This window comes from Bacillus sp. JST-5 (assembly GCF_057747715.1).
Map to the genome: position 1 here is coordinate 1 of NZ_JBYLHW010000018.1, position 22,584 is coordinate 22,584.

Annotated in this window: 23 protein-coding genes; 7 read left to right on the plus strand and 16 right to left on the minus strand. The window is 35.2% G+C overall.

Going from position 1 to position 22,584, the window contains the following annotated elements:
- Positions 1-350 precede the first annotated feature (350 nt).
- On the minus strand, positions 351-1,985 hold the full coding sequence (locus AC3ASS_RS05695; protein ID WP_488282551.1) for a Na/Pi cotransporter family protein: 1,635 nt from the start codon (positions 1,983-1,985) through the stop codon (positions 351-353).
- Positions 1,986-2,232: 247 nt separating this feature from the next.
- Between AC3ASS_RS05695 and AC3ASS_RS05700 the strand changes: the two genes are divergently transcribed.
- The 3 genes from AC3ASS_RS05700 to ispG all read left to right on the plus strand — a co-directional run bounded on the left by AC3ASS_RS05700 (position 2,233) and on the right by ispG (position 4,788).
- Positions 2,233-3,018: a DUF1189 domain-containing protein gene (locus AC3ASS_RS05700; protein WP_488282552.1), complete on the plus strand. Its 786-nt coding sequence runs from the start codon at positions 2,233-2,235 to the stop codon at positions 3,016-3,018.
- A gap of 241 nt (positions 3,019-3,259) precedes the next feature.
- Positions 3,260-3,583, plus strand: a complete 324-nt coding sequence (locus AC3ASS_RS05705) for a hypothetical protein (RefSeq protein ID WP_488282553.1) — start codon at positions 3,260-3,262, stop codon at positions 3,581-3,583.
- 47 nt (positions 3,584-3,630) lie between these two features.
- Positions 3,631-4,788 (plus strand): flavodoxin-dependent (E)-4-hydroxy-3-methylbut-2-enyl-diphosphate synthase, encoded by a 1,158-nt coding sequence (gene ispG / locus AC3ASS_RS05710; RefSeq protein ID WP_488282554.1) that lies wholly within the window; start codon positions 3,631-3,633, stop codon positions 4,786-4,788.
- Between the two features lie 675 nt (positions 4,789-5,463).
- Here ispG and AC3ASS_RS05715 read toward each other — a convergent pair.
- Entirely contained in the window at positions 5,464-5,781 is a 318-nt protein-coding gene (locus AC3ASS_RS05715; RefSeq protein WP_488282587.1) for a DUF4190 domain-containing protein, read from the minus strand.
- A 293-nt stretch (positions 5,782-6,074) separates the two neighbouring features.
- Between AC3ASS_RS05715 and AC3ASS_RS05720 the strand changes: the two genes are divergently transcribed.
- The gene (locus tag AC3ASS_RS05720) at positions 6,075-6,644 is read left to right on the plus strand and encodes a hypothetical protein (RefSeq protein ID WP_488282555.1); all 570 of its coding nucleotides are present in this window, start codon (positions 6,075-6,077) and stop codon (positions 6,642-6,644) included.
- Here the strand turns inward: AC3ASS_RS05720 and AC3ASS_RS05725 are convergent.
- The 3 genes from AC3ASS_RS05725 to AC3ASS_RS05735 are packed head-to-tail and all read right to left on the minus strand — an operon-like array spanning position 6,639 to position 8,685.
- Positions 6,639-7,064, minus strand: a complete 426-nt coding sequence (locus tag AC3ASS_RS05725) for a Fur family transcriptional regulator (RefSeq protein ID WP_488282556.1) — start codon at positions 7,062-7,064, stop codon at positions 6,639-6,641. The genes AC3ASS_RS05720 and AC3ASS_RS05725 overlap by 6 nt on opposite strands.
- 12 nt (positions 7,065-7,076) lie before the next feature.
- Positions 7,077-7,913 carry a metal ABC transporter permease gene (locus AC3ASS_RS05730; protein ID WP_488282557.1) on the minus strand — a complete coding sequence of 279 codons (837 nt, stop codon included), beginning with the start codon at positions 7,911-7,913 and terminating at the stop codon, positions 7,077-7,079.
- On the minus strand, positions 7,906-8,685 hold the full coding sequence (locus AC3ASS_RS05735) for a metal ABC transporter ATP-binding protein (protein ID WP_488282558.1): 780 nt from the start codon (positions 8,683-8,685) through the stop codon (positions 7,906-7,908). Before AC3ASS_RS05735 ends, AC3ASS_RS05730 begins: the two co-directional genes overlap by 8 nt.
- 154 nt (positions 8,686-8,839) lie before the next feature.
- Here AC3ASS_RS05735 and AC3ASS_RS05740 point away from each other — a divergent pair, with 154 nt between their 5' ends.
- On the plus strand, positions 8,840-9,094 hold the full coding sequence (locus AC3ASS_RS05740; RefSeq protein WP_488282559.1) for a DUF2624 domain-containing protein: 255 nt from the start codon (positions 8,840-8,842) through the stop codon (positions 9,092-9,094).
- 35 nt (positions 9,095-9,129) lie between these two features.
- On the opposite strand, the gene AC3ASS_RS05745 is transcribed toward AC3ASS_RS05740, so the two are convergent.
- Positions 9,130-10,026, minus strand: coding sequence for a deoxyribonuclease IV (locus AC3ASS_RS05745; protein WP_488282560.1), 897 nt, complete (start codon positions 10,024-10,026; stop codon positions 9,130-9,132).
- Between the two features lie 19 nt (positions 10,027-10,045).
- Positions 10,046-11,344, minus strand: coding sequence for a DEAD/DEAH box helicase (locus AC3ASS_RS05750; protein WP_488282561.1), 1,299 nt, complete (start codon positions 11,342-11,344; stop codon positions 10,046-10,048).
- A 176-nt stretch (positions 11,345-11,520) separates the two neighbouring features.
- Between AC3ASS_RS05750 and vrrA the strand changes: the two genes are divergently transcribed.
- Both vrrA and AC3ASS_RS05760 read left to right on the plus strand, forming a co-directional pair.
- Entirely contained in the window at positions 11,521-12,102 is a 582-nt protein-coding gene (gene vrrA, locus AC3ASS_RS05755) for a VrrA/YqfQ family protein (RefSeq protein WP_488282562.1), read from the plus strand.
- Between the two features lie 189 nt (positions 12,103-12,291).
- The gene (locus AC3ASS_RS05760; protein ID WP_488282563.1) at positions 12,292-13,251 is read left to right on the plus strand and encodes a 4-hydroxy-3-methylbut-2-enyl diphosphate reductase; all 960 of its coding nucleotides are present in this window, start codon (positions 12,292-12,294) and stop codon (positions 13,249-13,251) included.
- A gap of 53 nt (positions 13,252-13,304) precedes the next feature.
- Here the strand turns inward: AC3ASS_RS05760 and AC3ASS_RS05765 are convergent, their stop codons facing one another.
- The 9 genes from AC3ASS_RS05765 to ccpN form a co-directional block, all read right to left on the minus strand.
- The gene (locus AC3ASS_RS05765) at positions 13,305-14,423 is read right to left on the minus strand and encodes a Nif3-like dinuclear metal center hexameric protein (protein WP_488282564.1); all 1,119 of its coding nucleotides are present in this window, start codon (positions 14,421-14,423) and stop codon (positions 13,305-13,307) included.
- Positions 14,420-15,133 (minus strand): tRNA (adenine(22)-N(1))-methyltransferase, encoded by a 714-nt coding sequence (locus AC3ASS_RS05770; RefSeq protein WP_488282588.1) that lies wholly within the window; start codon positions 15,131-15,133, stop codon positions 14,420-14,422. Before AC3ASS_RS05770 ends, AC3ASS_RS05765 begins: the two co-directional genes overlap by 4 nt.
- Positions 15,134-15,234: 101 nt before the next feature.
- Complete coding sequence (gene cccA, locus AC3ASS_RS05775; RefSeq protein WP_488282565.1) at positions 15,235-15,591, minus strand: cytochrome c550; 357 nt, start codon at positions 15,589-15,591, stop codon at positions 15,235-15,237.
- A 145-nt stretch (positions 15,592-15,736) separates the two neighbouring features.
- A complete protein-coding gene (locus AC3ASS_RS05780) occupies positions 15,737-16,888 on the minus strand; it encodes an acyl-CoA dehydrogenase (RefSeq protein WP_488282566.1) in 1,152 nt (383 codons plus the stop codon).
- A 469-nt stretch (positions 16,889-17,357) separates the two neighbouring features.
- Complete coding sequence (gene rpoD / locus AC3ASS_RS05785) at positions 17,358-18,476, minus strand: RNA polymerase sigma factor RpoD (protein WP_488282567.1); 1,119 nt, start codon at positions 18,474-18,476, stop codon at positions 17,358-17,360.
- A gap of 21 nt (positions 18,477-18,497) precedes the next feature.
- Positions 18,498-20,303, minus strand: a complete 1,806-nt coding sequence (dnaG, locus tag AC3ASS_RS05790; protein WP_488282568.1) for a DNA primase — start codon at positions 20,301-20,303, stop codon at positions 18,498-18,500.
- A gap of 33 nt (positions 20,304-20,336) precedes the next feature.
- Positions 20,337-20,810, minus strand: a complete 474-nt coding sequence (locus AC3ASS_RS05795) for a YaiI/YqxD family protein (protein WP_488282589.1) — start codon at positions 20,808-20,810, stop codon at positions 20,337-20,339.
- A gap of 252 nt (positions 20,811-21,062) precedes the next feature.
- Positions 21,063-21,872 carry a pyruvate, water dikinase regulatory protein gene (locus AC3ASS_RS05800; protein ID WP_488282569.1) on the minus strand — a complete coding sequence of 270 codons (810 nt, stop codon included), beginning with the start codon at positions 21,870-21,872 and terminating at the stop codon, positions 21,063-21,065.
- A 33-nt stretch (positions 21,873-21,905) separates the two neighbouring features.
- On the minus strand, positions 21,906-22,544 hold the full coding sequence (gene ccpN / locus AC3ASS_RS05805) for a transcriptional regulator CcpN (RefSeq protein ID WP_488282570.1): 639 nt from the start codon (positions 22,542-22,544) through the stop codon (positions 21,906-21,908).
- Between the last annotated feature and the right edge of the window lie 40 nt (positions 22,545-22,584).

Here is a 22,584-nt window from a genome sequence, read left to right on the forward strand (position 1 = left end):
CTTCCGTGGTCTTCGCCCAATCTAACCAGGCTCGACTTCCCTTTGTCCTCCATAGGAGGTCTCTTTTGACGAGGCGGCAGGATTCACTTTATGTTACGGTCTGCTGATTTGCTCGCACTCTCCAAGAGAGTTACTTTGTCACAGGGCTTCAACCTTAGGATTTCTCCACCAGTTGCCTGTCAGCTACCGAGCGTCTTGGCACTTACTCGGGTTGGACTTGCACCAACTAGCAGATAACAGCTTAGCTGGGCACGCTTAAATAAAAATAAAACCAGTGAAATTTTACAACATGCAAAATTTCACTGGTTTTTTCATTTTAGAGGGGGTTTTGTCCCAGCCTCTTCCGCTCTTTATTTTCTATTTCCAAGGACGGCTTCGGCAATGTTAACTGCATGATCTCCTATCCGTTCTAAATTACTCACAATATCTACAAAAACAATTCCTGCTTGTCCAGTACAAATACCATCGTTTAAACGTAAGATATGTTTTTTACGTAACTTTCTTTCCATTTGATCAATTTCTTCTTCTTTCTTCACCACATCTCGGGCAAGTTCTTTATCATTATGGTCTAAAGCGTCTATCGCTTCTATAACAGTAGTAATAGTTAAAGTAAACATATTTTCTAAATCTTTAATAGCATCATCCGTCAACTTTACTTTATTCGTCACTTTAAATTCATTTAATTCAACAATATTTTCAAAATGATCACCGATTCTTTCAATGTCTCGCACAGTATCCATTAACGTGGAATGTATTTCAGACTCACCGACTGACAATGGTGTTGAAGAAAGACGAATTAAATAATCCGTGATTTTTCTATCTAAATTGTTAATCGCATCTTCAATGGATAATGCAGTATCTGAATACTTTTGAAGATCCGTTTGTAAAAAGTCTCTTGAATTTTCTAACCCTTTGATAGCAAATTGCCCCATACGAATAACTTCTTCTTTCGCTTGACCAAGCGCGATCGAAGGTGATTGTTCAATAAACATTGGATCTAAATGCTTTGCTTTATATTCTATAACAGAATCTTCACCTGGAATTAATTTAGTTACTATGAATGCCAACACTCCAATGAAAGGTAACTGAATTAGTGTATTAGTTACATTAAACGTTCCGTGAGCAAAAGCAATCGTCATTTTTGAGTTTAAATTGAAAACATCCGTTAAATAAAGCATAAAATTTGTAAATAATGGCAATATCATTAAAAATATTATTGTACCTATAATATTAAACAATACATGAACGGCTGCCGCCCTTTTAGCCGCTACGGATGCTCCAAGAGATGCTAATATAGCTGTGATTGTCGTTCCTATATTATCGCCAAATAATACTGGTAAAGCTGCATGAATATCTAGAAGCCCATCTGCATACATTCCTTGTAATATCCCAATTGTTGCACTCGAACTTTGCACTAATACTGTAAAAATAGTTCCAACTAAAACCCCTAATACAGAATGATCGGACATGCTAATCGTTAAATCATGAAAAGCTTGTAAGTCTCTTAACGGTTTCATTCCTTCGCTCATTAATTCTAAACCGTAGAATAAAGCTCCAAAACCAAATAAAACTTGTCCAAAATAATGAAGCTTTTTATTTTTAAAGAAAAACAATAAAAATGACCCAATTGCTAATATTGGTAATGCAAACGCTCCTACATCAATTCCGATGATGAAAGCTGTTACGGTTGTACCGATATTTGCTCCCATGATCACACCGATAGCCTGTCTCAAATTCATAAACCCAGCACTGACAAGTCCAACGGTAATAACCGTCGTTGCAGAGCTACTTTGAATTAAAACAGTAACAAACATCCCAGCAATGACACCCATTATAGGGTTTGTCGTAAATTTGTCTAATATATCCCGAAGTTTGTCTCCTGCTGATTTTTGGAGACCATCTCCCATCGATTTAATTCCAAATAGGAAGATTCCTAAACCACCGATAAATACAAAAATCATTGCTTGAATGTTTAAATCACTCATAAATGTACTCGCCCCTATTCCAACATTTTTCAATGGAAGTTCAAAACCCTTTACAATTATCCTGTCTAATAAAAAGAAAGTAAAGATTTCTCGAATTAAATTTACATTACTTTTACAATACTCTCTTATTTTACAAAAACATTACAAATTAAAATAATTATTATTTATGGTATCATTTTTCCACTATTGCGGAACAATTATGAAAATATTACAATGTAAAGAAAGAATACAAAAAGGATGGTGACCAATGAATATCTTTAAACAATTAATTGTTAGTTTATATTCCCCTAAAGATATCGCAACATTCCGACTTCAGAAAAAAAGAAAAACAATACTTTACCTAATGCTTTTAACTCTTATTGCAATTATTCCTATGTCTTTTTTTAGTTATACTGCGATTAGTGAAGGAATTAATATATCAAAAACAGCATTAGAACACGATGTTCCTGATTTTGAAATTCGCGATGGAATTTTCACTTCTGAATCTGATGAACCCGTTTATTTAGAATCCAATGGTTTTACAGTAATACTAGACAGTTCCGGGACTTTAACACCTGAAGATATATTAAACATGGATGATACATTTGCTTTGCTGCAACATGAACTGGTCATATCTATGGATGGGGCTCATAATACATACGAATATTCCCAACTTCAAGGGATCAACATCTCAAAACAAGATATTGAAGATTTCGTTCAAGGAATTGAAGGAGGAAAAACGCTTATCATTTCCATCTTCGTTTTCTTCATTTATCTTTTCTCGCTCATTGGTCAATTCATAGATGTAACGATCATCGCCATTATCGGACTATTATTTAAAAACATTTTGCAAAAGCAGTTAACATTTGGGCAAATTTGGCGACTAAGTGCGTATAGCGTAACATTACCAACCATTTTCTTTACACTGATGGAAGCTTTAAAAACAGAAGTGCCATTTCAATTCATTATCAATTGGGGAGTAGCTTTAATCATGTTATATTTAGCAATGAAAGAAAGCGAATCCAATGTAACTCCTAATTACGATGAATATTAATATGTTTTTTTAGACCTCTGTTTCCACTAAAGGAAATAGAGGTTTTTGTTTTATCCAACTATTACTTATTTGTACATACAAAGAAATAATAGTCTTTGTTTTATATGAATCGGTCACTTTGATAGATTTATAATAACTTGAAAAGGAATTCGAAAATACTAAATCTTTCTATGAAAAATTGGAATATTTAATAGAGATTGGAATAGACATGTACTAATCAACGTATTTGGAGGCAATGATTATGAAAAAAATCCTAACGATGATTAGTGCAATAATTGTTATATATGCTATATATGTTGATTTAACCGAGGGTACTTTACATGTGGAAGGTAAGAAACCTGTCAATTCATCCGAGTTAGTAGAAACAATCCCTTATAAGAAAATAGAAGTTCGCCCTGGTGATACAGTTTTATCTATTGTCGAACAATTGAACGGTAAAGCTCATTCTTTATCCATTGAAAAAATTGTGAAAGACTTTGAACGTTTGAATGCTGGATTAAAGCCAGAAGAAATCCAAGCGGGTAAGATTTATAATTTCCCCATTTACGAATATCCTAGTGAGTAGATAATTTGCTTTTCTTGTCAAAAAACTAACACCACTGTAAAATGAATATGTATGAAGAAGTCCAATGCATATTAAAGGAGCGAATCATTTTGGGTGAAATTATACATCGTTCAAAAACCCGCCCAGTTCGAGTAGGAAACTTGACCATAGGCGGAAGTAACGAATTATTTATACAAAGTATGACAACAACTAAAACACATGATGTCGAAGCTACTGTGAAGGAAATTCATCGACTAGAAGAAGCTGGATGTCAGATCGTTCGTGTCGCATGTCCGGATGAGAGAGCGGCGAATGCGATTAGTGAAATTAAAAAGCGAATTAATATTCCTTTAGTCGTTGATATACATTTTGATTATAAACTTGCGCTTAAAGCCATTGAAGGTGGAGCAGATAAAATTCGAATTAATCCAGGTAATATTGGTCGTAAAGAAAAAGTAGAGGCAGTTGTAAAAGCTGCTAAAGAACGAGGGATCCCAATTCGAATTGGTGTAAATGCCGGATCATTAGAAAAACGAATTTTAGAAAAATACGGCTATCCAACCGCAGACGGAATGGTAGAAAGTGCACTTCATCATATTCGCATTCTTGAAGAATTAGATTTCCACGATATAATTGTTTCATTAAAAGCTTCGGATGTGCAATTGGCCATTGAAGCATATGAAAAAGCAGCTAGAACATTTGATTATCCTTTACATTTAGGAATTACTGAATCTGGTACGCTATTTGCGGGAACGGTAAAAAGTGCGGCAGGCCTTGGAGCTCTCTTAAGCAAAGGAATCGGAAACACATTGCGTGTTTCTCTAAGTGCGGATCCAGTTGAGGAAGTGAAAGTAGCTAGAGAATTGTTAAAAGTATTTGGCCTTTCTTCTAATGCTGCTACACTAATATCTTGCCCAACGTGTGGAAGAATTGAAATTGATTTGATTAGCATCGCAAATGAAGTGGAAGAGTATATTCAATCCATTAAAGCTCCGATTAAGGTTGCCGTTCTTGGTTGTGCTGTAAACGGACCTGGAGAAGCTAGAGAAGCAGATATAGGAATTGCTGGAGCTCGTGGTGAAGGATTACTATTTAGAAAAGGGAAAATCGTTAGAAAAGTGCCGGAAAGTATTATGGTTGAGGAATTGAAAAAAGAAATTGACGCAATTGCCGAAGAATATTTTCAAAAAAAAGCTGAAGAAGATAAACAATCCATTATTAAATAAATGGTATCAGGATGAAGGAGAAATTGACTGCTTAATTTTCTCCTTTTTTCTATTTTTTCATTTTGTCTCAATTAATACATGGTTTAAAAAAATGTTTTGTCACTTATGATTACATACCGATTGACTGAATATTTGCAAATTTAGCAAGTAGCATAAAAAGAAGCCAGTGAAATTATAAAAGTAAAATTTCACTGGCTTTCATTTTGTGGAGGGGGCGTGCTCAGTATGTTCATTGAGCACGAATGCCTAGTGAACGATGACCTCTCTCCCTTGCGATAAGTCAACAACAGCTCGTTCCTCGCTGTGTTTCCTTTATCTCAGTACGAGGAGCCCTCCCGTTCGTTCGCCACTTTGCGCTCGCCTTCGCTTTTCGATTTGTCTAGCTCGGCTCGCAGTGGCTTGCGAACGACCCACTCCTTCCCCTACGATAAGTCAACAGCGGCTCGTCCCTCGCCTTGTTTCCTTTATCTCAGTTCTGGAGTGTCTCCCGTTCGTTCGCCACTTTACGCTCGCCTTCGCTTTTCGATTTGTCTAGCTCGGCTCGCAGTGGCTTGCGAACGACCCACTCCTTCCCCTACGATAAGTCAACAGCGGCTCGTCCCTCGCCTTGTTTCCTTTATCTCAGTTCTGGAGTGTCTCCCGTTCGTTCGCCACTTTGCGCTCGCCTTCGCTTTTCTAGAAGAACGGTGCTATAAAGAGTCGTATAATAATGGATACAGCACCGATACCAATTGCCCAAGATCCTAAAGTTTCTGCACCTTGTCTACGTGCAATGAATCCGACAATGATACCGGCTGCTCCTAATAGAACTGGCAATACAAATAAAGAAATAATGGATAATGCGATGGCCGTCCATCCAATTCCTTGACCATTTTCTGTAACTTCGTTTGTTTCACGGTTGTAAATTGGCTCCCTAGTTCGCTGGACAGGTACGGCAAATTCTGAAGCAGTTTCTTCAGCAAAATCACCATTATATAAAAGATCGTCTTGCATCCCTAACTGTTTTTCGACATCTACGTGGTCCGTCGTTTCATTTCTATTTGTATAAGCCTGTTTATTCTTCGGACCATTAGTAGAGTTCGAAGGATTTGGTCGATTGTTCTGTTGTTTATTTTTTGCCATCAATTATCCCTCGCTTTCTTTAATAGGGAGCATTATTATTGTTTACAATTCATTTGATTTCACTAATGAAATATTTAACAATTGCTATAAGTTGTTCTCCAAACTTTTTGGCTACTATGTTAAACTATATGTCGGATAAATAATGGAGAAAGGAAAGGGCATCAATGGAAAAACGTCGCTTTGGAATAGATATCGACGGCACGGTAACGAGTCCGGAATCAATTATTCCTTTTATGAATAAAAAATTTAATCTTAATATTACGTTAGAAGATATAAAACAATACGATTTAGATGTATTAGTAAATATTAGTAAAGAGGAATTTGCCAAATGGTTCAATGAAGTAGAACCGATTATTTATCGAGAGTCTCCTATCGCCCATGGGGCAAAAAAAGTTTTAAACCGATGGAAGCATGAACATGAACTCTATTTCATAAGTGCCCGTAGTTCCCATTTAATGGATGTGACGATTTCTTGGTTTCAACAACATGATTTATCTTATCATCATATCGAATTAATCGGTTCACATGATAAAATTTCTACGGCGAAAAAATATAAGGTAGATATTTTCTTTGAAGATAAACATGATAATGCAGTAGCCATACATGAAGCTTGTCAAATCCCGGTTATTTTATTTGATACTCCATATAATCGAGATCCTATTCCTGAAGGGGTCATACGCGTGGCAAATTGGCATGAAGCTGAAGAATGGGTAAATAATTGGCTCCGTTCATGACGGAGCCAATTCAGTACAATTTGGGCATCTCCCGTATATTTCAAATTTATGATCGGAGATTTCATACCCTTGTAATGATTCAGTGATATTATTCATTGGACAAGTATGAATTTTCTTAGTAGAACCACATTCTAAACAAATAAAATGATGATGATGTTCATTTTTAGAACAAACAATGCGAAAATGTTTTTCTCCTGAAAGTTCTGTCGTTTCCAATATCCCTAATTCGGCAAATAAAGATAAATTTCTATAAATGGTATCAAAACTTAAACCGGGATACTGATCTTTCATGGCTTCCAGGACATCTCTGGCCGTTAAGTATCTTTCCGATGTAGAAAAAAGTTCTAACATCTCTTCCCGCTTATCTGTATGTTTATAACCTTTTTCCTTTAACAATAAAATTGCCTCCGATACATTCATTCCAATCCCTCCTTAACGAGACATAAAAAAACGTTTTTTAACAATCGAAAAGATTAAAATAAGTACGGCAATCATAACAATAGACCCACCAGGTGCTAAATCTAAGTAATAAGCCGTTACTAAACCACCTATCACAGAAATTTCTCCAAATAATATGGAAAGGAAAACTGTTTGTTTAAAACTTTTCGATAATCGAATACTAGCGGCAACCGGAAGCGTAATTAACGATGATACAAGAAGAACCCCGACAATTCGCATGGAAATCGCTATCACAAGTGCAACAAGAATAATAAACGTGTAATGGATCCATTTAATTGGTAACCCAGTTGTTTTTCCATATTCTTCATCAAAGGATAATAAAAATAATTGCTTGAATAAACCAATGACAATGCCAAGTACAGCTAAACTAATAATAATGACGGCAAATAAATCGCTGCGACTGACTGCACTTAAACTACCAAATAAATAACTAAATAAATCAGTATTAAAACCGTCTGCTAAAGAAATAAAGATGACTCCTAAACCAATACCTGCGGACATGATAATGGGAATGGCCAATTCTTCATAATGTTTGTACACCGATCTTAATCTTTCAATAAATAGGGCACCTATAACAGAAAATCCCATTCCAAAATATAATGGATTTAATCCGATATATGGAAAAAATTGTTTTTGAACATACATGCTTGCAGCTATGCCGGCTAATGTAACATGGCTGAGTGCATCCGCAATTAATGACATACGTCGAACAACGATAAATACCCCTAATAATGGGCATATGAAACCAATAAAAATTCCTGTCAAAAAAGCATTCTGCAAAAACTCATAACGAAATAAACTCTCAATCATGCATATTTCCTCCGTGATGATGGTCATGATGGATCATCTGAACTTCATGGCCATAAAAGTTTGACAAATCATGTTGGACAAATTGTTCATATTCTTCCATTTTCCCATGGAAAAATAAAGTTTTATTCACACATGCAACATCTGTCACTTTATTTGTAATTGTACCAATGTCATGAGTGACTAAAAGAAGGGTCATTCCGCTTTCTCGATTTAATTTCTCTAACAATTCATAAAAAGAATGAACCCTTTGTTGGTCAACTCCTACCGTTGGTTCGTCTAAAATCAAAATTTCCGGTTGACTAACAATTGCACGTGCAATAAAAGTGCGTTGCTGTTGCCCCCCAGATAATTCTCCAATATTTCTCATCGCCAAGTGATCCATGTCCACGGCTTTTAATGCATTCATCACCGCTTCTTTTTCATTAACTATTTTCCGTCGTTTAAACAGATGAAAATTTTTCGTTAATCCACTGGCGACAACTTCATACACGGTTGCAGGAAAAGATGTGTTAAATGAGTTGGCTTTTTGCGAAACAAAACCAATTTTTTCCCATTCTTTAAATTGATTGAACGGTTTTCCGAAAAGATGTACTTCCCCTTTTTCCGGTTCTAATAGTCCTAAAATGATTTTGATTAATGTTGATTTTCCTGACCCGTTCGGTCCAACGATTCCTAAAAAGGAACCTTTTTGTACGGATAAATTAATATTTTCCAAAATAAATTCTTTATCATAACGGAAAAAAACATTTTTCACTTCAATAACTGGTTTCAAACGTATCACCTATCTTTTTTCATTTACCAATAATAAGAATCATTCCGATTTAACAAAAACTAGTATACATAAATGTTTCTAATATGTAAATAAACATGTTTTTAATGACACATTGGCTATTGGCATTCATATAGTAATAAAGGGAGGGATTCTTTTGAAACTGATCGAAACAGTCATTAATCATAAAGTCAATAATATTACTGGAGATGAATTATTAAAAATTGGCAAACAATTTAATATCTCCATTACTAAGCAACAAGCTGATGAAATTGCTAAATACTTACGTGGAAAAAATATTAACATATTTGATCACCAAGACCGTTCAAAAGTCATTAAAGAAATCGCCAAGATTACAAATCCTAAAACAGCCAAAAAAGTAAACGAGTTATTTTTATTATTTATGAATTAATTGCAAAAGGAAAAGGCTGCAAACGCAGCCCCTATTTATGCTTCGGCTAAAATTTTATCTAATAATGTTTCATCAAATGTTTGATTTCGAAGCATTTCAATTTCATGTTTGTATGGAGGTTTTTTATTATCTTTAGACTCACCAACATACGGAGTTTCTAATATTTTTGGTATATCAGCTAGTTGCGGATGATGAACGATATAATTTAATGCTTTAAATCCAATATGACCAAATCCTATATTTTCGTGTCGATCTTTCGCTGCTCCTCTAGGATTTTTACTATCATTGATATGCAAAACTTTAATTCGATTGATGCCAATAACTTTATCAAATTGCTCTAATACGCCATCAAAATCTTCGACAATATTATAGCCAGCATCATGAGTATGGCAAGTATCAAAACATACGGAGAGTTTGTCATTATGCGTAACTCCGTCAATAATCATGGCAAGCTCCTCAAATGTTTTCCCACATTCTGAACCTTTTCCTGCCATTGTCTCCAAGGCAATTTGCACATTACTATCTTTTGTTAATACTTCATTTAAACCTTCTACGATTTTTTTTATCCCTTTTTCAGTACCTGCTCCTACATGTGCTCCTGGATGAAGAACTATTTGCTTAGCACCAATGGCTTCTGTTCTTTCAATTTCTGACCGTAAAAAATTAACACCTAATTCAAAAGTATCTGGATTTAAGGAATTCCCTATATTAATAATATATGGCGCATGGACGACAATTTCGGAAATTCCGTGTTTTTCCATATGTCTTCTACCTTCTTCAATATTTAAATCCTCGATTTTTTTTCTTCGAGTATTTTGCGGTGCACCAGTATAAATCATAAAAGTTGTTGATCCATAAGAAACTGCTTCTTCACTAGCTGCTAGTAACATTTTTTTACCGCTCATGGAAACATGAGATCCAATTTTCAGCATTTGTTCCACTCTCCCAAAATTATTTCTTCTTTAAACGTCTTTCTCGTCTTTTTATTTTTTCTATCTCTTGTTTCAATTTCTTTTTATATCCTGGTTTCACTTTCGTAGGCTTTTTCAAACCAGCTTTTATAACAACCGTTTCTGTTTTCTTTCGTTTTTTTCTTCTGTTTCGATCCTCTAATTCTATCCATTCACCTTTTGAAATGTCCTTATGTTGAAAGGTGATTCCCATTTTTTCAAGTTTGATTAATGCATCTTCATCCGATGGTTCGTAAATAATCATGGATATTCCTGATTGTCCGGCACGAGCGGTTCTTCCAGCACGGTGGACATAAAAGTCTAAATCTGATGGCAATTCATAATTAATGACATGACTGACTCCTGGTATATCAATTCCACGAGCGGCTAAATCTGTTGCAACAATATATTGAAATTCCAAATCCCGAATTTGATTCATCATTTTCTTTCTTTCTCTTGGTGTCAAATTACCGTGTATTTGTCCAGCTTTAATACCATGAAGAGCCAACATATCCGCAAGATGGACGGCCATCTTTTTCGTATTGACAAAAACAATACATAAATATGGATTCATCGAAGAAAGAATTTCTAATAGTAATTGATCTTTGTTACGACTTTTTACAGGTATTAAAATATGTTCTATTTTTTCCGCAACTTTTTGCTTTTGCTTCACTTCTATAAATTTAGGATTTTCCATATACTTTTTTATAAATGGTCGTAGTTTTTCTGGGATGGTTGCAGAAAAAATAAGCATTTGCAATTTTTCGGGCATTCTTGAAGCTATTCGATCGACATCTTCAATAAATCCCATATCAAGCATTAAATCCGCTTCATCTACAACTAATGTTGATGCGGTGTATACATTTAATGCTTGTTCTTTTACTAGATCAAAAATTCTTCCCGGTGTACCAACAACAATATGTGGTGCCCGTTTTAAACGTTCAATCGTACGTAGCTTATCAGTACCGCCGACAAAATTTTTCGCTGTAATTTCTTTTCCTTTTTCACAGTGCTTTATTATTTTTAAGATTTCATGATAGATTTGTGTTGCAAGCTCTCGTGTTGGAGCAGTAATCACAGCTTGTGTTTCTTCTTTTTCAGGATCTATCATATGTAATATTGGTATTAAATAGGCATGTGTCTTGCCGGTCCCAGTTTGAGATTGTCCGACTAAGCTTTCCCCTTTGATAGCAGATGGAATAATTCTTTCTTGTATTTCGGACATTTCTTTAAATCCTAATTCTTTGATTGCATCCTTTATGAACGGTTTAATTGACAAACGCTCAAATTTCATTCCCATAAAAAAACTCCTCTATGTAAAAATTGACTATCTCTTATTATACTGAAATGTTTGGACAATCTCCACTTTCCTTTCTTTATCATGCCTAATTCATTTTAATACATTCAACCATTTATTCTAATTGCATAAATTAATAGGAGAAGATAATTGAACTGGCAAAAAAGGAGGTAAAACACATGCCACCAAGACCATTTTTTCATCGACCTCCACAATATCCACCAATGAGATCAAACATGATGATGAGACCGATGATGCCTTTTCAACCAAATCAACCCCCTTTTCAAAGACAAAGAGGCGGAATCCTTTCTAGACTTTTCGGAAGAAATCATATGCCTGTACAACAACCTGTCAATCCGTTCCAATTTCATGGTGCAAGACAAGGATTGAATACACAGACCGGGGGATCGATCCTGCAAAATATGTTAAATCCTGAGTCTTTAACAAGATTTTTAAATCAAACTCAGCAAGTATTGAAAACTGTTCAATCCATTGGACCTATGGTACAACAATACGGCCCACTAATCAAAAATTTACCAGCATTATGGAAATTATATCGTAACTTAAGCAATAGTGATGATAATAATGACGATAGTGAAGGCAGCGATAATAGCGATAGTAACGAAAATGAAGAGACAAAAAGAGATACAAAAGAAGAGACTGATAACCTTTCAGAGAGCAAAAGAGAAAATGAAGAATCTGTTCAACATAAAAAAAGACATAAGAAAAAACAAACATCAGGTCCTAAATTATATATTTAAAAACATAACATTTTCCTTTTTAGGAAAATGATTTTTTTTGTTGTATTTCAGATAATTATAATGTACCAAACACATCATTTTTATCTATAAATATTTTGTTCTCATTGATTTTGGAATGATTTTTTGTAATCTAGGTCAATGTCATTTATAATAAGACTGATAGGATGAAAGTAAACTAGGAGGATATAAATGGAAGTCATAAAAATTTCCCCAAGAGGATATTGTTACGGGGTTGTCGATGCAATGGTGATTGCTCGAAACGCCGCTTTAGATAAATCATTACCACGACCTATCTATATATTAGGGATGATTGTTCATAATAAGCATGTAACAGATGCTTTTGAAGAAGAAGGAATTATTACATTAGATGGGAAGAATCGCAAAGAAATATTAGAAAAAGTAGATAAAGGAACGGTTATTTTTACTGCCCACGGTGTATCACCAGAAGTACGTGAGCTAGCCAAAAAGAAAGGTCTAGTGGCTATTGATGCAACTTGTCCAGATGTGACAAAAACTCATGAATTAATTAAAGAAAAGAAAGCTGAAGGGTATGAAGTTATTTATATCGGAAAAAAAGGACATCCTGAACCAGAAGGAGCGGTTGGTGTAGCTCCTGACATTGTTCATCTCATTGAAACGGAAAAAGACATTGAACAGTTAAATATAAAAAGTGATAAAGTGATTGTTACCAATCAAACAACGATGAGCCAGTGGGATGTTCAACATATAATGGATAAGGTTCTTGAGAAGTATCCGCACGCTGAAAAACATAATGAAATATGTTTAGCCACTCAAGTACGACAAGAGGCCGTTGCCAAACAAGCAAAAGATGCAGACGTCTTAATTGTTGTAGGAGATCCAAAAAGTAATAATTCAAATCGATTAGCACAAGTTTCTGAAGAAATTGCAGGAACAAAAGCTTATCGAATTGCCGATATTTCTGAACTAAACATTGATTGGATTAAAGATGCAGAAAAAGTTGCCGTTACAGCAGGTGCATCAACTCCTACCCCTATTACAAGAGAAGTCATTGAATTCTTAGAGAAGTTTGATAAAAATGATCCTTCTACTTGGATTACAGAAAAGAAAGTGCCATTATCAAAAATTTTACCGAAAGTAAAAAATTTAACCTCCGCTGAAAAGAAATAATTGTCTAAAACATTAACGGGATTGGCTGAATACCAATCCCGTTTTATCCTTTATTAAAAAAATCGAAATGGATCTGTGTCAACTATTGATGGGAATACTTGTACATCCCATTTTTTTTCTGAAAACATTGTTTTAAGAATTTCCGCTGTTTTTTCCTTCATGATGCTTTCAATATAGTGGCCAGGATCAACAACATTTAATCCATTCATTAAACAATCATGAGCAGTATGGTAATATAAATCTCCAGTTATATAAACGTCAGCACCTTTACGAATTGCATAGTGGTAATATTTATTACCATCTCCTCCTAAAATAGCAACTTTTTTTACTGGTTGATCGAGTTTACCTGTCACTCGGACTCCTTTTGCATTTAGTTTCGATTTAACATAATTTGCAAATTGTTGAAGTGTCATTTCCTCTTCCAAATACCCTACTCTACCTAAACCGAGAACCTCTCCTTTTAAATCTAACGGATATATATCATAAGCCGGCTCTTCATACGGATGGGCTTTTAACATGGCTGTGATCACTTTTTTCTCAATGTCTTCTGAAATAATAGTTTCGATTTTAGTTTCTGGAACAGCCTCTAATATGCCTTTGGAACCAATATATGGATTTGTTCCTTCTTGAGGTAAAAACCTACCAGTACCTTCATTAGAAAATGAACAGTGACTATAATTACCTATATGCCCTGCCCCAGCATCGCCGAGTACTTTTCGCAACATATCTGCATGTTCATTTGGAACAAAGACAACTAACTTTTTCAGCCCAATTTCCATCGTTGGGACTAATACATCTGTATTCTGTAACTTTAAAGCATCTGCCAACATGTCATTGACACCGCCTTTAGTTACATCCAAATTCGTATGGGCACTATAAAGAGCAATATCATGTTTCATCAACTTTTCTACGATTCTCCCAACCGTTTGATCTGTTTGGATAGATGCGAGTGGACGGAAAATAAAAGGATGATGTGCAATGATTAATTGAACGTTCTTTTCAATCGCTTCATCGACCACATCTTCAACGACATCTAAAGCAATCATCACATTTTCAACTGTTTTATTTAATGTTCCGAGTTGTAAACCTATTTTATCTCCTTCCATTGCATACTTCTTAGGAGAAAATTGTTCAAAAAGCTGTATAATTTGTTGACCGTTTACTTTTTTCAACGAAATTCCTCCTCATACCATTTCATATAATTAACTAATTCTTCCTTTTTCTTATGTATCTCTTCTGTTTCTTTCGCATGTTGAAGTTGACGGTAAATGTTTTGCCACTCCATATACTCTCGTTTCCATTTTTCTTGAAAAACATCATTTTTTTCTTTTAATAAATATGGACCGAATAAAAGTTCTTTTTCTTTTTCATTTTCCTTATAAGGTGTTAATGGATTTCCTTTTTCCGCAACTAATATTTCATATATATGTCCGTCTTCTTTCAAAATATCTTCATCTTTCAATTCCCAATCATTATTGATTAGCCATTTCCTAATAGAAATTGCGGCAATATTTGGTTGTAAGATCAGCCGTTTGACATGAGTCAATTTTTCTTTTCCCTGTTCCAAAATGTTGGAGATTAATGAGCCGCCCATTCCCGCAATTGTTATACAATCGATTATATCTTCTTTTCCAATAACATCCAATCCATTTCCTTTACGAACTTCGATTAAATGTTCTAATTGATGCTTTTTTACATGTTGTTTTGCTATTTCAAATGGTCCGTCTGAAACTTCTCCAGCAATCACCTGTTTAGCGATTCCATTTATAACTGCATAAACAGGAAGATATGCATGGTCCGTACCAATATCTGCTAAAAAGGAATGTTTTGGGATGAAAGATGCTACCTTTTCCAATCTTTTTGACAGATGAGGAATTTGCATGCGTGCCACCTAACTTTCTCATTGACATTCTAATCTTATTATCACATATCCAATGATATAAAACAAAAAAGTCCCTTACAAAGTAAAGGACTATTTGTACATTATTCTAAGTTTAAAACCCATTCTGCCATGGCATCTAGTTGGTCAGCAGGTACTAAATTACCAGGCATTGCTCCTTTTCCGTTTAAAAGGATATCTTTTACATCATCAACACTATATTTATCGCTTAATCCTTTTAAAGCAGGACCAACGACACCTTGATATTGATCTCCGTGACAACTTAAGCATTTGTTTTTGTAAATATCTTCAGGATTTGAAGCTACTTCTTCTGTTGCTTCTCCTTCATCTCCTTTGGCCATTTCATCGGCATCGCCAAGACCCTTAATTGATAGGAAAAAGATAAGACCAATACCAAAAACCATAATTAAAATATAAGGTATTACCGGGTTTCGATTCATGACTCAACCTCCTTATGTATGTACATTACTCCATCAAATTATATTGTATACAAACAACTCTTATTTTACTTTAAAATTGTTCGAAGGAAAAGTCCTAAACCGAAACTTCTACATAATGTCGTAATTTTGACAAATATTTTTCAAGTTATGAAACATCTTCACAACCAATTTCTCGTGCAATAACAATTCTTTGTACTTCAGATGTTCCTTCACCAATTTCAAGAAGTTTTGCGTCTCTCATATAGCGTTCGACATGATAATCTTTCATATATCCGTTTCCACCGTGAATTTGAACAGCTTGATTAGTGATTTCCATACAAATTTCTGATGCATATAATTTACACATAGCTGCTTCCTTCTTGTATGGTTTTCCTTGATCTTTTAACCACGCCGCTTTATAAACCATATTTCTAGCAAGTTCTATTTTTAATGCCATATCTGCTAATTTAAATTGTATAGCTTGAAATTTGGATAACGGCATGCCGAATTGTCTTCTTTCTTTTGCATAAGCTAAAGCTTTTTCGTAAGCCGCTTGAGCAATTCCTACAGCCATTGCCCCAATTCCAATACGACCACCATCTAATGTAATTAAAAATTGCTTAAAGCCCTCTCCTCGTTTTCCTAATAAATTTTCTTTTGGAACTTTCACATTTTCTAATACTAATTCCGTCGTATTAGAAGCATGTAATCCCATTTTTTCGTAATGATCTAGTACCGTAAATCCTTTTGAATTAGTCGGAACGATAATCGCACTGATTTCTTTCTTACCATCTTTTTCTCCTGTAACAGCAGTGAGAGCTAAATGCTTAGCATAACTGGCATTCGTAATAAAACATTTATTTCCATTAATGATGAAATAATCGCCGTCTTCTACAGCTTTCGTGCTTGTACCACCCGCATCTGATCCAGCATTTGGTTCTGTTAGTCCGAACGCCCCTAAAGATTCACCAGTACAAATCGGGACTAAATATTTTTCTTTTTGCTCCTTTGTCCCAAACATATGAATCGGTGCCCCACCTAAAGAAATGTGAGCAGAATAAGTAATTCCTGTAGAACCACAAGCTCTACTTAATTCTTCAACAACAATTGCAAAACTTACAGTATCAGCTCCAGCACCACCGTATTCCTCTGGAAACGGCAACCCCATCATCCCTAAGTCAGCTAATTTTTTAAAAATATCTAAAGGAAACTCCTTTTTACGATCCCTTTCCAATGCTCCAGGAGCAACTTCTTCTTCAGAGAATTCACGAATAGTTCTCAAAATCATCTGTTGCTCAGATGTCAGTTCAAAGTTCACGTAAATCTCCCCCTCTGTATGCGCTTACAACTACCATTATAAGGAACATATTATATTTTCTCAACATTTAAAAATTTTTAAATATAATTATTTTTGTGTAAATAATAAATTTTTAACTTATTTTTTTAATATCTATACAATATCAATATTTTCAAATAACATCTTCCATTCCTAACACCTTAAACCCCATTTGCAAATTAAACATGAATTAAGTAAAATATAAAAAAATGGAAAAGCGGAGGCGAGCGCCTAGTGGCGTACGAACGGGACGCACTCCTGCACTGAGATAAAGGAAACACGGCGAGCTACGAGCCGATGTTGACTTATCGTAGGGGAAGGAGTGAGTCGTTCGCTAGCCACTGCACATTTAGAACGCCGTTTGAATGGGAGGGCCTCAAGTACGGAGATAAAAAAACAAAAAATAAAAAACCGACCTGTTTCAAACAGGACGGCTAAGTTCAAGATTTCATTATTCTAAGAAGTCTTTAAGTCTTTTACTACGACTTGGATGTCTTAATTTACGCAGTGCCTTAGCTTCAATTTGGCGGATACGTTCACGGGTAACTCCGAATACTTTACCAACTTCTTCAAGCGTGCGAGTTCGACCGTCATCCAGCCCAAATCGGAGACGAAGGACGTTTTCTTCACGGTCCGTTAAAGTATCTAAAACATCTTCGAGCTGTTCTTTCAACATTTCATAAGCAGCGTGATCAGATGGTGAAGTGGCATCTTGATCTTCAATAAAGTCACCAAGATGTGAGTCGTCTTCTTCACCGATTGGTGTTTCTAAAGAAACAGGTTCTTGAGCAATTTTTAATATTTCTCGAACTTTTTCCGGTGTTAAATCCATATCTTCAGCAATTTCTTCCGGAGTCGGTTCGCGACCTAAATCTTGAAGCAACTGTCTTTGGACACGAATCAGTTTATTAATCGTTTCAACCATGTGTACCGGAATACGAATCGTTCTTGCTTGGTCAGCAATAGCACGAGTAATAGCTTGGCGAATCCACCAAGTGGCATACGTACTAAACTTAAATCCTTTACGGAAATCAAATTTTTCAACCGCTTTTATTAATCCCATATTTCCTTCCTGAATTAAATCAAGGAAAAGCATACCTCTACCAACATAACGCTTAGCGATACTGACAACTAGACGGAGGTTTGCCTCGGCAAGTCGACGTTTTGCCTCTTCATCACCTTTTTCAATTCGTTTGGCTAATTCAATTTCTTCTTCCGGTGTTAATAAATCCACTCGTCCGATTTCTTTTAAGTACATGCGAACTGGATCATTGATTTTTACACCCGGCGGAACGCTTAAATCATTTAGGTCAAACTCTTCTTCTTTTTCATCGTCAGGTGTAATATTTGGTTCGTCATGATCATTGATCAATTCAATACCTTGTTCTCCAATTGCTTCATAAAATTCATCCATTTGATCGGAGTCTAAATCAAAGCTTGAGAGACGCTCGGCAATTTCTTCGTACGTGAGGACACCGCGTTTTTTTCCAAGTTCTAAAATTTGTTCTTTTACTTGGTCTACTGTTAATTCTATATCGACCTCTTTGGAACGAGCTGATTTTTCAGCCATTAGTCCCCCTCCTTCCAACAGTTAGAGCGATTTTCTCAATCGAATGATTTCCATTGCAATACTGGCAGCGCGTATATGGTCTTTTTGTCTTTCTGCTTCCATTTTTTCCTGCTCTTTTTCCTTTATTCTTAACATTTTTTGTTGTTTCAACACATGATAAATATAATCTTGCAATTCTCGATCGGAGATTTCATCGTTGATTTGCATCATCCCAATTTCTGCAACAATCTTCCTTAAATGAGAATCATTCAAAAAGTTCAAAAAAGAACTTAAATCTGGAATATTTCCTTCCTCATAGTATGCTAATAAGTAAGTAAAAATCGCCTGATGGTCATCAATATTGAAAGAATGTCCTTCCAATAACTCTTGTACTTTATATGCAATCTCACTGCTATTTAACATATGGGCAATTAATCTTTGCTCTGCAGTGATATGAGCAGGTTTTAATCGGTTTTCATGTTGAATAATATCAATATTCTTTCTTATACTTTCTTTATTGTTCCTAAATTTATTGGATTTGAACAATAATTTTTGTTGTTGCTTTAAAGCTTCTAGGGATATGGAAAATTCTTCAGCTAATTGACGCAAGTATAAATCTTGCTCTACCGCATTTTGAAGTTTATTCAGTTCTGTTAATACTTCTTCTATGTAACGAAGGCGATCTCCTTCATGCTGAAAGTTTTTTCCCCTCCTGAAATAATTCATTTTAAAAGCAAAGTAAGTAAGACTTGACTGAATGACATCATTCAGAAACTTTTCAGAGCCATATGTTCGTATATATTCATCAGGGTCCATTCCATCGGGCATAACAGCAACTTGTGGAATGAGTCCTGAGCTTTCCAGCAATTCTCCAGCTTTAAAAGCAGCTTCAATACCTGCGGAATCGGAATCGTAACAAATAATTACTTTCTCTGCATTCCTTTTTATCGTATGAATGTGATCTTCAGTTAATGCAGTTCCCATCGTTGCTATTCCGTTATAAATACCGGATGAATAGGCAGAAATACAATCTGCAAATCCTTCAAATAAAACGGCTGTCTGTTTTTTTCGAATGGACGGCCGTGCCTGATGAAAGTTATACAAAACTTTGCTTTTATGAAAAATTTCAGATTCAGGGCTATTTAAATATTTTGGCGTACCATCTTGCCTCATTGTTCTCCCTGAAAAAGCAATGACCCTTCCTTTATGATCGAAGATTGGAAACATAATTCGATCCCAGAATCGATCATAATATTCACCGGTATCATCGTTTACGTTAATGAGGCCGGCTTTAAATAATAACGGTTTAGAATAGCCACGTTTCATTAAAAATTTTAATGCGAAGTCTTTTGAAGGGAGTGAGTAACCGATTTGAAATTGTTGGATAGCTTCTTTCGTGATTCCACGATTTAATAGATACTCAAGCGCTTCTTGCCCTTCTTTCGTATTGACTAAAAGATGATGATAAAACTTAGCAAGAAGTTCATGAGCTTCAACCATTTTATCAAAATCAGAAGGTTGTCGCTTCTTTTCAGTTTCATCTACTTCAAATAGGGAAATTTGGATATTCCCTTTTTCAGCTATTCTTTTTAACGCCTCATGGAATGAAATACCTTCCATATCCATTAAAAACGAAAAAACATTTCCGCCTGCTCCACAGCCGAAACAATGATAGATTTGCTTCTCAGGAGAAACGGAAAATGAAGGTGTATTTTCGCCATGAAATGGGCATAGTCCGAAGTAATTCCGACCTTGCCTTTTTAAATGAACATATTCGCTAATGACATCAACAATGTCTACCGCCTGTTTGATTTCATTAATCGTTTGTTCAGGGATACGTTCTACCATGAGAACATCTCCGATCCAGCATTATATTTTCTGTTAAAATGAAGATTTTCCTGCAAGTTTCGACAAAATTTCTTGAAACGAAGAGATGAATCTTATCCGATCATGAGCACTAAATGGTTTTGGACCTTTCGTATAATGTCCCTTTTGTCTAGCTCGATTGGATAAATATCGATTAAATAAAGCCATATCCATTTGCTGATTATTAAATATTGTCCCTCTAGGAGAAAGTACATGTATGTTTTTGGAAAGCAAAATGCTTGCTAAACCTATATCTTGAGTGACGACAATATCACCCTTCCTTGCGCGATTGACAATAAATAAATCGACAGATTCTTTTTCATTATCTACAAATTTCCAATGACCTTCTATATTTGTAGAATAATGAGCATACGAAGCAACAAATATAGGTTGGACTGCAAAATCTTTGCTAATAGTAGAAATCTCCTCTTTTACGGGACAAGCGTCTGCATCAACATATACGATTCTTTGGCGGGTATTTTTTATTATTCTACATCACTCCGCATAATCCTTCTAATTTGGATAAAAAACAACATCTCCTTTTTCCGGATTTCTACAAATCCATGGATATGTCTTTCCAATTCCATCTGCCAATATTAATTTTATTCGATTTTTTCTAGATCTAAACCTATATTCGTGCTTTTTATCACAATTTTTTATTATAGTATACATCTTTCAATTTTTCCACGATTTTAATTTTATTTTTTTCAAAAAAATTAGAACTTGGAATCTCCAAGTCCCTTATACTAGCTTTTGAGTGTAAATATTGAAAATGACATTGGCCGTTTCTTCGACCGCTTTATTGGTTACGTCAATAACCGTACATCCAATACGGTCAACTACTTTTTGAAAATGATCAAGTTCCTCTTTAATTCGATCAATTTGAGCATAACTAGCTGAATCACTTAATCCTAATGCTTTCAGACGCTCTTTTCGGATTTGATTTAATTTTTCCGGTTGGATCATGAGCCCAAAACATTTAGAAGGGTTAATTTTTAATAATTCTTCTGGAGGCTCAACTTCAGGAACTAGCGGAACGTTAGCTACTTTCAGTCTTTTTAATGCTAAAAATTGTGATAATGGTGTTTTAGAAGTACGGGAAATTCCAATTAGGACGATATCCGCTTTTAATATCCCTTTTGGGTCACGTCCATCATCATACTTTACGGCAAACTCTATAGCTTCCACTTTTTTAAAATAGTCGTCATCCAATTTTCTTACTAGGCCAGGTTCATATTTTGGTTCAATTTTATAAACATCTTGAAACCGATCAATTAGCGGTCCAATTACATCAAATGCAAAAATTCCTTCTTTTTCCGCTTGTTCTAGTAAATAGTGACGCATATTCGGTTTCACTAACGTAAAAACAATCATCGCTTTGTTCATTTTAGCCAATGAAATAACTTCATCAATATTTGAGAAGTCTTCTACATAAGGGATTCTTTTTAATTCAGCACCGGCACCATTAAACTGACTGATGGCTGCCTTAGCGACCAATTCAACCGTTTCTCCTACAGAATCTGAAACAACATAAATCATAGGTTTTGTCATTATTTCATCTCCTCTAGTTTCCTAATCCACCGATTAGTCAGCATCTGTAGTACCTAACGAAACAAATGCCTTTGTAATATTCGTTTTTGTGACACGTCCGATTACCTCAAATCCGTTTTCTGTTTTTTTAACAACAGGAACTGCATCAATTTGCTTATCAATCAGTTTATGTGCTACATCAATTAATAAATCTTCCCGATCACACATTGTTATGTTAGGCATTCTAGTCATAATAATATTGACGGGAATAGCCGTTAATTCCTGTTTTCCGAGGCTTGCTCTTAATAAATCTTTACGAGAGAGAACACCCACTAAGGTAGATTTTTTATCTACGACAAACAATGTCCCCACATCTTCTAAAAACATGGTACAAATGGCATCGTATACCGACACATTTTCATTCACAACCACTGGAATCGATTGAAAATCTTTGACTTTAATCTTCTTTAATCCTTCCGTTAATAGTTGGGTACTAGATTTACCTGTATAAAAATAGCCCACTCTCGGTCTAGCATCTAAAAATCCTGCCATCGTTAATATAGCCAAATCTGGCCGCAATGTGGCACGAGTTAAATTCAACTGTTCTGCAATATGTTCACCTGTAATCGGACCGTGTTCTTTTACAATTTTTAATATTTGTTCTTGTCTTTTGTTCAGTTCTATTGGACTCACCACCTAACGTAGCGGGAAATAGGATATACTTTTATATCAA

Excerpts from the sequence above, each read along its gene's own strand:
- AC3ASS_RS05725 (WP_488282556.1), bottom strand. The coding sequence starts at position 7,064 with ATGAATGTATCGGAGGCAATTTTATTGTTAAAGGAAAAAGGTTATAAA.
- AC3ASS_RS05705 (WP_488282553.1), top strand. The coding sequence starts at position 3,260 with ATGAAAAAAATCCTAACGATGATTAGTGCAATAATTGTTATATATGCT.
- vrrA (WP_488282562.1), top strand. The coding sequence starts at position 11,521 with ATGCCACCAAGACCATTTTTTCATCGACCTCCACAATATCCACCAATG.
- rpoD (WP_488282567.1), bottom strand. The coding sequence starts at position 18,476 with ATGGCTGAAAAATCAGCTCGTTCCAAAGAGGTCGATATAGAATTAACA.
- AC3ASS_RS05700 (WP_488282552.1), top strand. The coding sequence starts at position 2,233 with ATGAATATCTTTAAACAATTAATTGTTAGTTTATATTCCCCTAAAGAT.
- AC3ASS_RS05695 (WP_488282551.1), bottom strand. The coding sequence starts at position 1,985 with ATGAGTGATTTAAACATTCAAGCAATGATTTTTGTATTTATCGGTGGT.
- AC3ASS_RS05760 (WP_488282563.1), top strand. The coding sequence starts at position 12,292 with ATGGAAGTCATAAAAATTTCCCCAAGAGGATATTGTTACGGGGTTGTC.
- cccA (WP_488282565.1), bottom strand. The coding sequence starts at position 15,591 with ATGAATCGAAACCCGGTAATACCTTATATTTTAATTATGGTTTTTGGT.
- ispG (WP_488282554.1), top strand. The coding sequence starts at position 3,631 with ATGTATGAAGAAGTCCAATGCATATTAAAGGAGCGAATCATTTTGGGT.
- dnaG (WP_488282568.1), bottom strand. The coding sequence starts at position 20,303 with ATGGTAGAACGTATCCCTGAACAAACGATTAATGAAATCAAACAGGCG.
- AC3ASS_RS05745 (WP_488282560.1), bottom strand. The coding sequence starts at position 10,026 with ATGCTGAAAATTGGATCTCATGTTTCCATGAGCGGTAAAAAAATGTTA.
- AC3ASS_RS05800 (WP_488282569.1), bottom strand. The coding sequence starts at position 21,872 with ATGACAAAACCTATGATTTATGTTGTTTCAGATTCTGTAGGAGAAACG.
- AC3ASS_RS05750 (WP_488282561.1), bottom strand. The coding sequence starts at position 11,344 with ATGGGAATGAAATTTGAGCGTTTGTCAATTAAACCGTTCATAAAGGAT.
- AC3ASS_RS05715 (WP_488282587.1), bottom strand. The coding sequence starts at position 5,781 with ATGCAAGACGATCTTTTATATAATGGTGATTTTGCTGAAGAAACTGCT.
- AC3ASS_RS05770 (WP_488282588.1), bottom strand. The coding sequence starts at position 15,133 with ATGCAAATTCCTCATCTGTCAAAAAGATTGGAAAAGGTAGCATCTTTC.
- AC3ASS_RS05730 (WP_488282557.1), bottom strand. The coding sequence starts at position 7,913 with ATGATTGAGAGTTTATTTCGTTATGAGTTTTTGCAGAATGCTTTTTTG.
- AC3ASS_RS05720 (WP_488282555.1), top strand. The coding sequence starts at position 6,075 with ATGGAAAAACGTCGCTTTGGAATAGATATCGACGGCACGGTAACGAGT.